Here is a 14,847-nt window from a genome sequence, read left to right as displayed (position 1 = left end):
CCCCAACCCCTCTCCCGATGGGAGAGGGGCTAGCGGCTGTTCCCTTCTCCCACCGGGACCATGGCCCCCTTTTCGGGGGAAGGTGCCCCGCAGCGGCGGATGAGGGTCCGGCCAGCCAGTACGCCTAATGCCGCGTCCCGCGCTTGCCGCCGCCCTTGGCCTGGGTCGCCTCCACCGACAGGGTGAAGCTGCGCTCCTCGCCGTCCAGCATCGCGCCGACGCCGACCAGCTGGCGCTTGATCTCCTCGCCGCGGCCGTTGCGGATCGTCACCACCACCGTGTACTCCCACGCGGTGCCGTCGGCGGGATGCTGGATGGTGCCCTGCACGCGCAGCGGCACCGTCGCGGTTGGCGCCGATTGCTGCAGCACCGCCGAGTCGAAGCGCAGGTGGTGCTTGCAGGCCGGGCAGACGCTGGCGCTCTCCAGGATCGTCGCCTTGCAGTGGGGGCAGGTCCGGGTCGCCCCCGGGGTGCCGGGACGCGGCGTGCTCATGCGCCGGCGTCGGGCTCCGTCGGCTTGCCGCCCTTGCGGCCCTTGTCGTCTTCCCAGCCGAAATCGGCCTGGCCTCGCATCCGCGCGCCGGAGGCCACGGTCAGCGAGCCGGCCTTGACGTCGCCGATCAGCGCGCCGGAGGCCAGCAACTCCACCTGCGAGGCCGATTCGATGTTGCCTTCCAGCTCGCCGGCGATGATCACCTTGTTGGCGCGCACGCCGCCGCTGAGCTTGGCTCCGGTCTCGATGGTCAGGTCGCCCTGCACGTTGACGTCGCCCTTGAACTTGCCGGCGATGCGGATGTGGCCGGTGCCTTCGATCTTGCCTTCGATGGTGATGTCGGCAGCGATCAGCGACTCCTTTGCCGCCGGCGCTGCGGCGCGTACGGGGAGGGGAGCGGCCGCGGCGACGCTGACCGCGGACTCGCCGACCGCCGATTCGGTGGCCGGCCGCGGCTCGGGCACTGCGGTGCCGGCGGGGGCGCCGGGCAGCGGCAGGCCATCCTTGCGCGGGGTACCCTGATCTTTCCAGATGGACATGCGCAGACGTCTCCAGTCGGGGGAAACCCGACTATCGCCGCTCTATCGCGCAGGTTTTGTGACAACTATCGCTAAAGTGCGTTCCCCATGCGGCGATCGCGGCGATCACCCCATCCCGTCCAGCGCCGGATCGAACTGCTGCACCTGGTTGCGGCCGCTGCGCTTGGCCCGGTACAGCGCCGCATCGGCCTTGCGCAGCAGGGTGGTGGCGACCACGCCGTCGCGCGAATAGCTGGCCAGCCCGATCGAGACCGTGACCCCGGGCAACGCCTTGCCGTCCAGGGTGGTGGTCATCTGCTGTGCGGCGCTGCGGATCTGCTCGGCGATCGCCAGCGCCGCCTCCGCGCCGGTTTCCGGCAGGATCACGGTGAATTCCTCGCCGCCGTAGCGGCAGGCGATGTCCTCGCCGCGCAGCCGCGAGGCGAGCATCTGCCCGACCGCGGCGAGCAGGCTGTCGCCGCCGCCATGGCCATGCAGGTCGTTGAAGTGCTTGAAGTGGTCCACGTCCAGCATCAGCAGCGACAGCGGCACCGAGCGGCGTGCGCAGCGCGCCAGTTCGTGGTTCAGCGACTCCTCCAGGTAGCGGCGGTTGAACAGGCCGGTGAGCGGGTCGCGGATCGACTGCAGGCGCAGCGATTCGCGCAGGCGCAGGTTGCTCAGCGCCAACGACAGCTGCTCGGCGGCGGCCTCGGCGATGGCGATGCGCGGCAGCGGCCCGGGGCCGGGACCGGCCAGGAACACGAAGCCCAGCTGCGTGCCCTGCGCGGACAACGGAATGCAGGCGCTGCTGGCGCCGACCGCCTGCGGATCGTCGAGCAGATGCGCGCATGCCGAGTCGTGGCGCAGCGCGTGCACGAAGTGCGCCTTGTCGCGGCGCAGCGCCCAGCATTCCTCGGGCGCCACGGCCGGTTCGCTGCGCACCGGCGCCTCGCCCCAGGCGACGATGGATTCGGCGCGATCCCGCGATGCACGCAGCAGGTACACGCTGCCGCCGGCGTCGGGCATCAGCGCGGCGAGCATGCGCGCGGTCACCTCCAGCGCTTCCTTGGGGTCCACGCAGCTCTGCAGCAGGCCGGTGTAGCGGCTGAGCGCATTGAGGTCGGCGCTGGTGCGCTCCAGGTCGTGGATGCTGGCGGCCAGCTTGTCGTTGGCGACCGAAGCGGCATGCTCGGCGTTGCTGCGGTTGCGCAATTCGCGGAACAGCAGCGCATAGACCACGCCCACGCTGCCCAGGCCGAACGGAATGCCGGCCAGGGCCAGCGCCAGCAGCAGATCCGAACTGCGCTGGTTGGAACGGTCGCGGCTCTGCAGCAGCTGTTGCTCCAGCTCGGTCATCTGCTGCACGTGGTCGCGGATCGCACCGGAGTCCTGGAACACGCTCGGCGCCATCGCGCGCTGCAGCGCCTCCAATCCATCGCGCTGGTAGAGGTCGAGCATCTGCCGCATCTGCGTCAGCCGCGCCTGCACGAGGCGCTGCAGGATGTCCAGGTTCGCGGTCTGTACCGGATTGTCGACGACCAGTGCGCGCAGTTGCGCCAGGTGCCGCGGCACGCGTTCGGCGCTGTCGCGATAGTTGCTCAGGTAGGCCTGGTTGCCGGTGAGTTCGTAGCCGCGCGCAGCGGTTTCGGCCTGCAGCAGGGTCGATTGCACTTCGTCGATGCTGCGCAGCACCTGGTGGGTGTGGGCCACGCGCGCCGCATCGGAGATCGAACGCTGTGCGCCGGAAAACACCCCGAACCCGATCGAGACGAAGACCAGGGCGGAGAACAGAAGCGCTAGGCGGGTTCTGATCCGCACGCGTTGGAACGTCGACATGGGGGAATTGTAACCAGGGACCGGATCGGCCGAACCTTCGCGTGCAAAAGGTGCCCTAGGTCACGCCGCGGCGCGGCCGGATTGCGACATCGGCGCAGCAACGCCGGTTTTGCCTGGGCTGCGCGGTTCGCGGAGCCGCAACGCGACCGCCGCACTCGTGCGCAGGGCGCGAGTGCGGCGGGGGCGGTCAATGCTTCTCTTTGTCGCCGTTGTGCGGATCTTCGTTGGCGTTCTCGCGCGCCTTGTCGGCGAGCTTCTGCGCCGCGCTGGCGGTGGCCTCGCTGGCGTCGGCCGCGGCTTCCTTGGCAGCGGCCGAGGCATCCTGCACCGCCTCGGAGTTGGCGGCGCGGTGTGCCGCGTCGCGGGCGTCGGCGGCGATTTCGTGGCCGGTCTGCGCGGCCTGGTCGGCGGCTTCCTTGGCCGCTTCGCCAGTCTGCTCCGCCGCCACCTTGGCGTCGCGCTGCGCCTGCTGCGCTTCCGGGCCTTGGCAGGCGGCAAGCGCCAGGGCGCCCAGCAGGGCCATTGCCGCGATCGGGGTCTTGTTCATGCGCGTTCTCCATTGCGGGGTGATGCGGCGCAGCCTAGGCGGGCGCGCATGCAGCCGGTGTCAATGCCGGCGCACGGCGCCGGCTCGCGTTCAGCTACGCCGCCAGCGCAGCAGCCGGCGCTGGTGCAGCAGGTCCCACGACCATAAGGCGAGCGCCAGCGCCGCACCGATCTCGCCGGAATTGAGCAATGCCAGCAAACCTTTGAACAGGCTGGGGATCACGAAGATCGTCCACCAGGTGCTGCGCACGCTCAGGCGATATTCCAGGCCGCGTCGCCGCCACACCCGTACGATCGACAGCAGCAGCGCAAGCATGGCGACGCTGCTGCCGGGGATGCGCTGTCCGGCGCCGTAGATCAAGCCCAGGGCGATGCCGACCAGCAACGGAATGAACAACAGCCGCAGCCACAGCGGCGCCGGCGAGCGATTCGCCGACTCCGGTTCGCTCTGCCAACGCAGCAGCATGCCGACCACCAGCCACGCTGCCCACAGCGCGGCGATCGTCACGGCGGCCATGCCGCTGCGCGACAAAGCGAACGACATCGGCACCGGATCCGGCGACAGGGCGCTGGCGGCAGTGGCCAGGACCACGACGATGGCCAGCAGCAGCGCGGCTGCGGCACATCGCGCCAAGCCGACCAGCAGCCGCGCGCGGGTCAGGTAGCCGGCGTCGGTGGCGCGCATCCAGAAGCCGATCTGCTGCCGATCCAGCGGTGCCGGCAGGGTGTCGAGACGGCCCTGGTCCAGGCGCAGCAGCAATTGCCGCAATGCCCGCGGCCGTCCCGGCATCAGGCCTGTCCATAGCGCCTGCGGCAGCGCGAACGGACGCGTCAACTGGCGCATCAGCGCGGGGACCCGATAGCGTTTGTCGCCGGCCGGATACACGCGCCGGGCAAGGGCGTGGGCGTTCCCCGGCTGCATTTCCCAGGCCAGGTGCAAGCGCTCCTGCAGCATCGGCAGCGTCTGCGCGGCGCTACCGGCAGCGATGTCGTCCAGGCCGAAGAAGCCGAGCAGGAGCGCGAAATTGTCGCGCTGGATCGGCGGCATTCGCTGCTGCAGTCGATGGCACAGCAGCCAGCCGACTTGAGCCTTGTCGCGCAGCGACCATAGCGTGGGCTGCCGTTCCAGCCAGTGCTGCAGCGTCTGCGGCTCGGCGCGCGTGGCCAGGGCGAGCAGTTCGTCGCACAGCGCATCCGGATCGGGCGCGGGCAGCGGGGGAGGTTGCGCTACGTCGATCTGCGCAGGCGGCGGTGTCGGCGGCGTCGGGCGTTGCTGCAGCAGGCGCGCGTTGTCGCCGTCGGTATCTGGGGGGAGCCGCTCGGTATCGAGGAAATCGTTGTCCGTGGCGGATGCAACGGCCGGCTTCGGCTGCGCGTCGCGACGATCGGCGCCATCGCCACTGCTGGCGCCAAGGCCGGCAGCAATGGTCGCGGCCTCCGGAGCGGCGCGAGCGTCGTCGTCCTCTACGTCCTCGTCCTCGTCGCTGCGCGCCCGCGCCCAGGCCAGTGCGGCCTGGTAGGCCGCGTGCAGTTGCTGGAAACCTTCCGGGTCGGTATCCGGGCGATGCTGGCGCAGCCGCTTGGCGTAGCTGCGCTTGATCGCGGTTTCGTCGGCATCGGGCGGCAGTTGCAGCCACCGCAACGCCCAGTTCAAGCGCGACGCTCCAGTGCGTCCAGCGCCTCGCCGAGGCGTTGCCGATGGTCGTCGATCAGGCGCAGGTCCTGGGTGTCGAGCGCGCCGCGGAAGGCGACGATCCAGGCCTGGATCTGTTCGCGCAGGTCCAGGTATTCCTCGTACATGCGTTCGGCGCGCGCGAGCAGGCTCAGGTTGTCCTGCTGTTCGCGCGGATGGATCTTCAGTGCCTGCAGCGCGGCCAGCCGTTCGCGGATCTGCTCGGCGCCGAGCAGGCCGGGATTCTGCTCCAGGATCAGTTCGTGCTTGAGACCGCTGTGGTGCTCGGTCACTTCCACCTGCAGCAGGCCGTTGTTGTCGTAGGTGAAGCGGGTGGTGACGCCTTTCTCGGCCTTGGGCAGGTGTTTGGGCAGCGGCACCCGCAGTTCGCCGAGCTTGATGTTCTTGGCCACCAGCGGACTCTCGCCCTGGTAGACGTCGATCACCAGGTGTTCCTGCTCGTCGTGGACCGGGTAGAAGCTGTCCTCGCGGCTGATCGGCACGGTGCTGTTGCGCTGGATGATCGGATGGAACAGGCCGGTGCGCAGCTGGCCGTGCGCGTCGCGCGAGGCGACTTCGGTGCCGAGCGTATACGGGCACACGTCGGTGAGGATCACTTCCTCCAGCGCGGCATTGCGCGCCTTCATTCCGGCCGCCACCGCCGCGCCCAGCGCCACCGCCTGGTCGGGATTGATGTGGCGCATCGGCAGCCGTCCGAACATGCGCGTGACCAGCTTGGCGACCAGCGGCATCCGCGTCGCGCCGCCGACCAGCACGATCTCGTCCAGTTGCGCCGGCTGCAGCCGCGCATCGCGCATCGCCCGTTCCAGCGGCGCGCGCATGCGCTGCAGCAGGGGCTCGGCCAGGCGGTTGAAGCGTTCCTCGTGCAGCGTCCAGTGCAAGGCCTGGCCGGCCACGCCGATCTGCACGGTCGCTTCCTGACCGCTGGACAGCGCGCGTTTGGCCGTTTCCAGCCGCCGCCGCAGCTGGCCGCTTTCCTGCACGCTCAGCGCCTGCGGCGCGAGCGCATGGTCGGCCAGGAAAGCCTGCAGCAGCAGTTCCAGGAAATCCTCGCCGCCGAGGAAATTGTCGCCGGCGCTGGCGTGGACCTCGATGACGCCTTCGAACATTTCCAGGATCGACACGTCGAAGGTGCCGCCGCCCAGGTCCAGCACCAGGAAGCGGCCATGGCCCTGGCGTTCCTGCAGGCCGTAGGCGAGGGCGGCCGCGGTGGGTTCGTTGATCAGCCGCTCGATGCGGATGCCGGCCAGTTCGCCGGCCGCGCGGGTGGCCTTGCGCTGGGCATCGGAGAAATACGCGGGCACGCTGATGACCGCTTCGCGCACCTTTTCGCCGAGCGCGGCTTCGGCATCGGCCAGCAACGAGCGCAGCACCATCGCCGACAGTTCTTCCGGGCGGAAGCGATGTTCGCCCAGCACGGTCTCGCGGTCGCTGCCCATCCAGCGCTTGAACGCCGCCACGCTGCGCTGCGGGTGGCTGACCAGGCGTTCGCGCGCGGCCTGGCCGACCAGGATGCCGCTGTCGTCGACGCTGACCACCGACGGGGTCAGCACCTCGCCGAGCGCATTGGGAAACAAACGGCTGCCTTGCTCGAAGTAGGCGCCGATCAGGGAATGGGTGGTGCCGAGGTCGATACCGACGATCATTGGCAGGTCCGTTGCGAAAGAAATGCGGCCGGGAAGTGGCGGCGCCGATGGCGCCGGCCAGGCGCTCGCGCTCGCCAATGATAGCGTCGGCCGAAAGCCCGGCGCAGCGTGCAGCGCCGGTGTCGCGCATGCGCTTGGGCAAATCGCAGGCAAAGAAAAAGCCGCTGGCGAACCAGCGGCTTCTTCAGACGTGCCTGAAGCGAGAAGTGATTACTTCTTGGCTTCTTCGGCAGCGTCCTTGGCCTTGTCGGCGGTGTCGTCAGCAGCCTTGGCGGTGTCGGCAGCCTTGTCGGCAGCGGCATCGGTCGGGGCAGCGGCGGCAGCGGCCGAAGCGTCGGCAGCGGTGTTGGCAGCGGTAGCGGCCGTGTCGGCAGCAGCCTGGGCGGAATCGGCGGTGGCGGCACCGGCGGCCGAAGCCTGGTCGGCAGCAGCCTGCGCGTCGGTGGCGGCTTCGTTAGCCGAAGCAGCGGCGTCCTGCGCCTGCTCCTGCTTCGAGCATGCGGCCAGGGCCAGGCCCAGGGCCATTGCGATCAGCAGCTTGTTGATGCTCATGTGTGTCTATCCTCGTCGTTTAGTTAGGCAACGCGCTATTGCGCGCCCTCAACATGATGACAAGCCAAAGTCGGCTGTCAAGCGCACGCGCATTCATTTTTGTGTTTTAAGGGTTAATCCCAATCAAATCAATTCGATGGCGACCGCTGTCGCCTCGCCGCCACCGATGCACAGGGTGGCGATTCCGCGGCGTCCGCCGCGGGTGCGCAACGCGTTTAGCAATGTCACCACCAGCCGCGCGCCGGATGCGCCGATCGGATGGCCGAGCGCGCAGGCGCCGCCGTTGACGTTGACCTTGGCCGGGTCCAGCCCCAGTTCCTTGATCGGCACCATCGGCACCACCGCAAACGCTTCGTTGATTTCGAACAGGTCGACCTGGTCCAGGCTCCAGCCGACCTGCTCGAGCAGCTTCCTGATCGCGCCGACCGGGGCGGTGGTGAACCATTCCGGCGCCTGCGAGAACGTCGCGTGGCCGACGATCCGCGCCAGCGGCACGACGCCGCGGCGGGCCGCGTCGTCGGCGCTGAGCAGCACCGTGGCGGCGGCGCCATCGGAGATGCTGGAGGAACTGGCGGCGGTGACCGTGCCGTCCTTCTTGAACGCCGGTTTCAGCGTGGGGATCTTGGCGATGTCGGACTTGCCCGGCTGCTCGTCGCTGGCGAACACCGCCTCGCCCTTGCGGGTGGCCACGCGCACCGGCACGATTTCCGCGTCGAAGGCGCCATCGCGCTGCGCGGCCTGCGCGCGCGTCACCGACTCGATCGCGTACGCGTCCTGGTCCTGGCGGCTGAAGCCGAACTTCTCCGCGGTGGCCTCGCCGAACACGCCCATGGCCTGGCCGTCGTCGGGGTTGGTCAGGCCGTCCCAGGCCATGTGATCGACCGCCTGGAAGTTGCCGTAGCGGTTGCCGGTGCGCGAATTCGGCAGCAGGTGCGGCGCGTTGCTCATCGATTCCATGCCGCCGGCGACGACGATGCTGGCCGAGCCGGCCTTGATCAGGTCGTGGCCGAGCATGATCGCCTTCATGCCCGAACCGCAGACCTTGTTGATCGTGGTGGCGCCGGTGGCGTCGGGCACGCCGGCGGCGCGCGCGGCCTGGCGCGCCGGCGCCTGGCCGAGGTTGGCCGGCAGCACGCAGCCCATGATCACCTCCGACACGTCGGCGGCGGGGATGCCGGACTGCTCCAGCGCGGCGCGGATGGCCGCGGCGCCGAGTTCCGGCGTGGGCACGCCGTTGAACTGGCCCAGGAAGGCGCCGATGGCGGTGCGCTTGGCCGCGGCGATGACGATCTCGGTCATGGCAAACCCTTACGAAAGATTAGTCGCCGATTATCTGCCTCGGCGCCGCTCCTGCCAATCGCGGTGCGCGGGCGGGGATGGTGGCGGGGGTGGAATTCCGGTGTAGATTCGTGTCGATTCAGGTCGCCCGTTTGCGGCCGCTAACGCAGTGTTGCCGGTCGACTTGGCCGGCGCGCTTATCTTCGGAGAGAGAGCATGCGCAAGTTGATGGCCCGGTCGCTGCTGGCGACCGCACTGGCGGTGGCGTTGACCTCCTGCGGCGGTGGCGGCGGGGGCGGGCTGACCCGCAGCGATCCGCCGCCGACCTCGCCGCCGCCCACCTCACCGCCGCCACCGCCGCCGCCGACCTCTCCCCCCACCTCGCCGCCGACCTCGCCGCCACCGCCGCAGCCGGCGTTCGACGCGCATCTGGCGCTGACCAATACGCTGGCCGCGCACAACGCCGGCTACGACGGCAGCGGCTACCGCATCGGCGTGGTCGACACCGGCGTGAACCGCAACCACCCGGCGCTGGCCGGACGCGTGGTGTCCAACCTGATCTACGTCGATCCGGCCAAGAACAACGTCAACGTCGACGATGTCGACGGCCACGGCACCACGGTCGCGCAGCTGGCCGCGGGCAAGGCGGTGGGCGCGTGGCCCGGCGGCATCGCGCCCGGCGTGCAGATCGTGTCGGCGCGCATCATCAGCGACACCTCGCCCGACGACGACGGCAGCGGCGAGGGCAACCAGACCAGCGGCGCGCTGGGCCTGGCCTCCGTCCACCAGGACCTGATCAACGCCGGGGTCAAGGTGATGAACAATTCCTGGGGCGGCATCTACTGGACCGACCCGACCGCGACCAACGCCATCGCCGACGAATATCGCCCGTTCGTGCTGAGCAATGGCGGGCTGGTGGTGTTCGCCGCGGGCAACGAAGCCAAGGCCGATCCGTCGGACGTCGCCGCGCTGCCCAGCCAGCCCGGCCCCGGCGGCAGCCGTCCTGCGGCGGACCTGGAACGCGGCTGGCTGGTGGTGGCCGCGGTGGACGCGAGCACCGGCAGCAAGCTGGAGTCGTATTCCAACGCCTGCGGCGTGGCCATGCATTACTGCCTGGTGGCGCCGGGCACGGAAGTGTTCGTCGATCCCAAGGCGACCACCGCCACCGCCAACCCGGACTACTACTACGGCAGCGGCACGTCGTTCGCTGCGCCATTGGTCTCCGGTGCCGCGGCGCTGGTGTGGCAGGCGTTTCCCTACTTCAGCAACGATCTGCTGCGGCAGACCCTGCTCGGCACCGCCACCGACCTGGGCACGCCCGGCGTGGACGCCACCTTCGGCTACGGCCTGCTCAACGTCGGCAAGGCGGTGCTGGGGCCGGCCAGGTTCGACTGGGGCGACGTCAGCGTGTCCTTCAGCGGCAGCTCGACCTGGGCCAACGACATCGCCGGCAGCGGCGGCCTGATCAAGCAGGGCAGCGGCACCTTGACCCTGAGCGGCACCCAGAACAGCTACAGCGGCACGACCCAGGTGCAGGCCGGCACGCTCAGCGCGGCCAGCCTGGGCGGCTCCAACGTGGCGATCAGCAATGGCGCCACCTTCATCGGCACCGGGCCGCTGCGCGGCAACGTCAGCAATTCCGGCACCTTCCAGGTCGGTGCCGCGGCGCTGAGCCTGAGCGGCAACTACGTGCAGGACAGCAACGGCCGGCTGGCCTTGCTGGTCGGCGACAAGCTCTCGGTGACCGGTACCGCGACGCTGCAGGGCGGCGCGCTGTACGTGCTCGGCAAGCGCGACTACGTGGTCAACAACACCGCCTACAAGGTGCTCGAGACCAGCGGCGGACTGAGCGGCACGTTCGCCTCGGTGACCACGCCGTCGAACGTGTTCCTGACCTCGTCGCTCGCCTACGACAGCACCAGCGCTTCGATCACCGTGCAGGCGCTGAGCGTCACCGCCGCGGCGGCGAGTTTCGGTAGCATCACCGCCGCCACGCTCGCCTCCGCCACGCGCGTGGACGCGGCGTTCGCGCAACTGGATGCGCAACTGGGCCGCGATCCGGCGACGGTCGATGCGTCGCTGCTGAAGGCGGCCGGCGCGGTGCAGCAATCGCCGAGCGCGGCCGCCGCGGCGGCGACGCTGCGCAGCCTGTCCGGCGAAGCGCATGCGGCGGCCACCGCGATGACCTTCGACAGCATCGACTTGCAGCGGCGCGCGCTGTCCGGCCGTTTCGACAGCCTGGTCGCGCAACCGCGCGCGATCGGCGCGTGGAGCCAGCGCCTGGGCGAGACCGGGCAGGGCAGCTTCGCCGGCAGCCAGTTCCAGCTCGACGGCTGGATGATGGGCCAGGACCTGCGCCTGGGCGAGCACGGCGTGGCCGGTTTCGCTTTCGGCGAGAGCCGCGCCGACGGCGGCGGTGACGGCGGCCTGGACCACAGCCGCGACCGCCAGGTGCAGGGCCAGGCCTATCTCGGCGCGGTCGCCGGCAATGCCTACGCGCTGGCGCAGCTGGGCACCGGGCAGTACCGGCGCCAGCTCGACCGCAGCCTGCTGCTCGGCGACAGCGTCGCCGATGCGTCCAGCCGCTACGCCGGACGCTTCCTGTCCAGCAGCGTCGAAGTCGGCTACCGCTTCGGGCGCGGCAAGGCGTCGCTGACCCCGTATGCCGGCGCCGACTACAGCCGCATCGACAGCGACGGCTTCCGCGAGCAGGGCGGCGACGGCTTCGGGCTGATGGCCGCGGCCGCGTCCTCTTCGCGCAGCCAGGCGTTGGCCGGCCTGCGTGCCGGCTACGGCGGGCGCGGCTGGTCGCTGCAGGGCTATGCCGAATGGCAGCAGACTCTGGCCGCGCAAGGCTTGCAGCGCCAGGCCAGTTTCGTCGGCGTGGACGCCTGGGCGCCGCTGGTGGATCTGCAGCCGGCGCGTTCGGGCGGACTGTTCGGCGCGAGCCTGGACCGGCGCTGGGGCAGCAGCGCGCTGGGCATCGGCTACGACCGGCGCTTCGGCCCGCGCGGCGACGATCATGCGATGTCGCTGCGGTATCGGTTGGGGTTCTGATGCGGTGCGGGCCTGGCATGGCCCGCGCTTGATTCGCAGAGGAAGCTTCGGCATCGACGCGCCGAGGCGGCGTCGGGTTTCCCTCTTCGCGCTTGTCGCGACTGAAGTCGCTCCTACAGGGGCGCCCGGTCCGGCGATGCGGTGCCGGCTTATCGTCGGCTGGGGTGCCGATGCAGTGCGGTCGAGGCAGTCGCGCTTGATTCGCGGAGGATGCTTCGGTCCCCGACGCGCCGGGGCGGCGTCAGGTTTCCAGTCTTCGCTTTGTCGCGACTGAAGTCGCTCCTACAGGGGCGCCCGGTCCGGCGATGCCGTGCCGGCTTATGGTCGGAGGGATTTCGGCCCCGATGCGTATGGATTGCGGCAGGTTCGGGGCTTCGTTCGTCGCGGCTGAAGCCGCTCCTACGGAAGTCATATTGCCTGCCGATGGCGTGCCGGCTCTCGTGGGAGGGACTGCAGTCCCGACGCGCTGCGCGTCGGGAGGTCCTGCTGCCGGCTCGCCTACTCGCCGCGCAGATGTCCCATCGAGCGCGGGGCGGTGCGGCCCAGCGGCAGCTTGAGCTTGCCGATGGCGTGCATGCGCGCTTCGGCGATGCGATCGGCGGCCTGCTGCGGCGGGATGTTGTCGCGCTCGGACAGGTCGAAGATCTTGCCGAGGTTGTGGTACAGGCTGCGGATCAGGCGCATCGCGCGCTCGCGGTTGTAGCCGTCGATCTCCAGCGACACGTTCATCACCCCGCCGGCGTTGACCGCATAGTCCGGGGCATAGAGGATGCCGCGGCGGTGCAGTTCTTCGCCCACTGCGGCGTTGGCCAGCTGGTTGTTGGCGGTGCCGCAGATGATCTTCGCCTTCAGCCGCGGCAGGGTGGCCTCGTCGATCGCGCTTTCCAGCGCGCACGGCGCCAGCACGTCGGCGGCCACGTCGTAGATCTCGTCCGGCTTGACCGCTTCTGCACCGTATTCGGCGACCGCGCGCTCGACCAGCGCCTGGTCCAGGTCGGTGACGTACAGCTTGGCGCCGCGCTCCTTCAGCAGCTTCACCAGCTCCATGCCGATGTGGCCAAGGCCCTGCACGGCGATGCTGGCCTTGCCGATCTCCTCGTGGCCGAGCTTGCGCTGCAGCGACGCCATCAGCGCCTGCAGCGCGCCATAGGCGGTGAACGGGGCCGGATCGCCGGAGCCGCCGTGCACCTGGTGCACGCCGGTGACGTACTCGGTCTCCAGGTAGATCTGTTCCATGTCGTTGACGTCGGTGCCGACGTCCTCGGCGGTGATGTAGCGCCCGCCCAGCGAATCCACGTAGCGGCCGAACGCGCGGAACAGCGCCTCGGACTTGTCTGCCTTGGGATCGCCGATGATCACCGCCTTGCCGCCGCCGATGTTCAGCCCGGCCAGCGCGTTCTTGTAGGTCATCGTGCGGCTGAGCCGCAGCGCATCGTGCAGCGCGGCCTCGGTGTTGGGATAGGGGCGCATGCGCACGCCGCCCAGCGCGGGGCCGAGCACGGTGTTGTGGATGGCGATGATCGCCTGCAGGCCCACGTCGCGGTTGTGGCAGAAGACGACTTGTTCGTGGCCGGTGGTGGCTAGCGTTTCGAAAAGCATGGGGGCTCCGCTGGCGTTGCAGGTGTAGGACACCTTGGTTCCAGGAACTTGCCTAGTGAGGGTGCGCAAAACGAAAAACGCGACGGGTTCCGGAACGGGTCCTGATCGTCGCGATGAGCGCATTTTAAAGCAATTCCCTGCGGGCCGTGCAGTCTCCGGCAGCTCCGTGCAGACCCGTGCGGCATAGGCATCTCGGTACCGTTTGCGACGCTCGGACGGTGTCCAGGCGCGGTGCGGAGGGTGCCTTTGGCTCACGGCGCCGATCGCTGTTCCGTTCAGCGCGTGGCGGTCTCGTCGGCAAAGAGCGCGCTGGCTGCTTGCGGTCCGAGCAGGCGTTCGCGCAGTGCACGCGCCTGCCGCGCCTGCTGCTGCGGGTCGGCGCCGCGCCGCGCGCCTGCCGCTTCGGCCTGCAGATAGGCGGCGTAGCGATCGAACCAGGCAAGGATCTGACCCGCCTGCGCGGCGGGCATCGCGGCCAGGTCGCGCTCCAGGTCCTGGCGCTGCGTCGCCACGGCCTGTGCATCCACGGCCGTCAGATAGCGATCCAGGTAGTGCCGCAATGCCGGATCCGGCAGCAGCCGGCCTTGCTGGTCGAAGCGGGGTGCGTCGCTGGTCGGGGTGGCGCTCGGCGCGGCCGGCGCGCTGGCGACGGGCATGGCGGTGCGTTTGCGCGCCGCGACCGTCTTCGCCGTGGCGTCGATGGCATCGCCGAGTCCACGGTGCGAGGCCGCGTCGGTGGGGCGTTCGCGCCATGCGGCGACGCTGGCGATCGCCACCGCCAGCACGGTGATGGCGATCGCGTAGGTGCCTGGCGGGACGCGCGACGGCATCGCTAGGATCCGGTACGCAGCGAGTGCCGAATCAGGCCGGGCAGGCGATGGCCTGCAGTGCGCGACGGATCGCGCACCCCGCAGGCGCCACGCACGGCAGGGGCCGGCGACAACGGCAGGAACGCACGCGACAGCGAAGGCCTGAACATGCGTTCTCTCGGGAACCGGCGGGTGCCGTGGTTCGCGCACTATCGCAAAGCGCGATGAAGACGGTCACGACGCCGCGCAGCATCGTGGCGGCGGGAACATGGCCGCGCCGCCACGCCGTGGCCTAGCGATGTACCCAATAGCCGTCGTGGAAGCGGTAGGCCGGGCCGCGATGCTCCCAGCGTGGGCCGACATAGACATAGCCCGGGCGTGCGACCACGTAGCGGCCGGCGACCCAGACATGGCGGCGGCCGTTCCAATGCCAGTAGCCCGGCGCCCAGACATAGCCCGGGCGCACCACCACACGTTCGAACCGCGGCGGCGGCGGCGCGGTCTGCACCGACAGTTCCACCACCGGGCGCGCCTGCGCGGGCGCGGCCAGCATGCCGCCGGCGAGCGCGCTGCCGAGCAGGGAGGCCAGCAACAAAGGACGAAGGGACATGCGATTCTCCAGGGACATCGGCGGTGTGCCGACGTCAACGCAAACGCGGCAGGCGCCGCCGCTGTTGACGCGCCGAGCTGCCGCATTCATGTCCCGGATAGCTACGTTCGCCGTGGCGTCCGGCGGCGCGCTCGCCGCCAGCGCGCGGGTCGCCGCATGTTGCAGCGCAACCTGCCCACGCTGCGCTGCGCGCCTAGAATTGCCGCATTC

The 14,847-nt window shown here is 69.9% G+C and carries 12 protein-coding genes; 1 reads left to right on the top strand and 11 read right to left on the bottom strand.

Annotated features, from left to right (window positions below):
* Positions 1 to 124: 124 nt before the first annotated feature.
* The 8 genes from JR064_RS02620 to JR064_RS02585 form a co-directional block, all read right to left on the bottom strand.
* Positions 125 to 493, bottom strand: a complete 369-nt coding sequence (locus tag JR064_RS02620; RefSeq protein WP_003479271.1) for a hypothetical protein — start codon at positions 491 to 493, stop codon at positions 125 to 127.
* Positions 490 to 1,032: a bactofilin family protein gene (locus JR064_RS02615; protein WP_206228695.1), complete on the bottom strand. Its 543-nt coding sequence runs from the start codon at positions 1,030 to 1,032 to the stop codon at positions 490 to 492. The genes JR064_RS02620 and JR064_RS02615 overlap by 4 nt, the downstream gene beginning before the upstream one ends.
* 105 nt (positions 1,033 to 1,137) lie before the next feature.
* Positions 1,138 to 2,847: a diguanylate cyclase gene (locus JR064_RS02610; RefSeq protein ID WP_206228694.1), complete on the bottom strand. Its 1,710-nt coding sequence runs from the start codon at positions 2,845 to 2,847 to the stop codon at positions 1,138 to 1,140.
* 187 nt (positions 2,848 to 3,034) lie between these two features.
* Positions 3,035 to 3,394, bottom strand: coding sequence for a hypothetical protein (locus JR064_RS02605; protein WP_179563700.1), 360 nt, complete (start codon positions 3,392 to 3,394; stop codon positions 3,035 to 3,037).
* A 90-nt stretch (positions 3,395 to 3,484) separates the two neighbouring features.
* Positions 3,485 to 5,047: a J domain-containing protein gene (locus tag JR064_RS02600; protein ID WP_206228693.1), complete on the bottom strand. Its 1,563-nt coding sequence runs from the start codon at positions 5,045 to 5,047 to the stop codon at positions 3,485 to 3,487.
* Positions 5,044 to 6,732, bottom strand: coding sequence for a molecular chaperone HscC (locus tag JR064_RS02595; protein WP_179563702.1), 1,689 nt, complete (start codon positions 6,730 to 6,732; stop codon positions 5,044 to 5,046). The genes JR064_RS02600 and JR064_RS02595 overlap by 4 nt, the downstream gene beginning before the upstream one ends.
* Before the next feature lie 210 nt (positions 6,733 to 6,942).
* Positions 6,943 to 7,284 carry a hypothetical protein gene (locus JR064_RS02590; RefSeq protein ID WP_179563703.1) on the bottom strand — a complete coding sequence of 114 codons (342 nt, stop codon included), beginning with the start codon at positions 7,282 to 7,284 and terminating at the stop codon, positions 6,943 to 6,945.
* Between the two features lie 123 nt (positions 7,285 to 7,407).
* Complete coding sequence (locus tag JR064_RS02585) at positions 7,408 to 8,583, bottom strand: thiolase family protein (protein ID WP_179563704.1); 1,176 nt, start codon at positions 8,581 to 8,583, stop codon at positions 7,408 to 7,410.
* A gap of 195 nt (positions 8,584 to 8,778) precedes the next feature.
* On the opposite strand from JR064_RS02585, the gene JR064_RS02580 reads away from it, so the two are divergent.
* Complete coding sequence (locus tag JR064_RS02580) at positions 8,779 to 11,619, top strand: autotransporter serine protease (protein ID WP_206228692.1); 2,841 nt, start codon at positions 8,779 to 8,781, stop codon at positions 11,617 to 11,619.
* Positions 11,620 to 12,117: 498 nt separating this feature from the next.
* On the opposite strand, the gene JR064_RS02575 is transcribed toward JR064_RS02580, so the two are convergent.
* From JR064_RS02575 to JR064_RS02565, 3 genes are all read right to left on the bottom strand, one after another.
* A complete protein-coding gene (locus tag JR064_RS02575) occupies positions 12,118 to 13,218 on the bottom strand; it encodes a Glu/Leu/Phe/Val dehydrogenase (RefSeq protein WP_179563706.1) in 1,101 nt (366 codons plus the stop codon).
* Positions 13,219 to 13,493: 275 nt separating this feature from the next.
* Positions 13,494 to 14,048: a hypothetical protein gene (locus tag JR064_RS02570; protein WP_206228691.1), complete on the bottom strand. Its 555-nt coding sequence runs from the start codon at positions 14,046 to 14,048 to the stop codon at positions 13,494 to 13,496.
* Positions 14,049 to 14,319: 271 nt separating this feature from the next.
* Positions 14,320 to 14,637, bottom strand: a complete 318-nt coding sequence (locus JR064_RS02565; protein ID WP_241092799.1) for a YXWGXW repeat-containing protein — start codon at positions 14,635 to 14,637, stop codon at positions 14,320 to 14,322.
* Between the last annotated feature and the right edge of the window lie 210 nt (positions 14,638 to 14,847).

Origin of the sequence: Xanthomonas bonasiae (assembly GCF_017163705.1) — a bacterium.
GTDB lineage: Bacteria > Pseudomonadota > Gammaproteobacteria > Xanthomonadales > Xanthomonadaceae > Xanthomonas_A > Xanthomonas_A bonasiae.
The sequence above is the reverse complement of the archived record's forward strand: the minus strand, read 5'-3'. Positions and strand labels throughout refer to the sequence as shown.

Excerpts from the sequence above, each read along its gene's own strand:
- JR064_RS02620 (WP_003479271.1), bottom strand. The coding sequence starts at position 493 with ATGAGCACGCCGCGTCCCGGCACCCCGGGGGCGACCCGGACCTGCCCC.
- JR064_RS02615 (WP_206228695.1), bottom strand. The coding sequence starts at position 1,032 with ATGTCCATCTGGAAAGATCAGGGTACCCCGCGCAAGGATGGCCTGCCG.
- JR064_RS02610 (WP_206228694.1), bottom strand. The coding sequence starts at position 2,847 with ATGTCGACGTTCCAACGCGTGCGGATCAGAACCCGCCTAGCGCTTCTG.
- JR064_RS02605 (WP_179563700.1), bottom strand. The coding sequence starts at position 3,394 with ATGAACAAGACCCCGATCGCGGCAATGGCCCTGCTGGGCGCCCTGGCG.
- JR064_RS02595 (WP_179563702.1), bottom strand. The coding sequence starts at position 6,732 with ATGATCGTCGGTATCGACCTCGGCACCACCCATTCCCTGATCGGCGCC.
- JR064_RS02590 (WP_179563703.1), bottom strand. The coding sequence starts at position 7,284 with ATGAGCATCAACAAGCTGCTGATCGCAATGGCCCTGGGCCTGGCCCTG.
- JR064_RS02585 (WP_179563704.1), bottom strand. The coding sequence starts at position 8,583 with ATGACCGAGATCGTCATCGCCGCGGCCAAGCGCACCGCCATCGGCGCC.
- JR064_RS02580 (WP_206228692.1), top strand. The coding sequence starts at position 8,779 with ATGCGCAAGTTGATGGCCCGGTCGCTGCTGGCGACCGCACTGGCGGTG.
- JR064_RS02575 (WP_179563706.1), bottom strand. The coding sequence starts at position 13,218 with ATGCTTTTCGAAACGCTAGCCACCACCGGCCACGAACAAGTCGTCTTC.
- JR064_RS02570 (WP_206228691.1), bottom strand. The coding sequence starts at position 14,048 with ATGCCGTCGCGCGTCCCGCCAGGCACCTACGCGATCGCCATCACCGTG.
- JR064_RS02565 (WP_241092799.1), bottom strand. The coding sequence starts at position 14,637 with ATGTCCCTTCGTCCTTTGTTGCTGGCCTCCCTGCTCGGCAGCGCGCTC.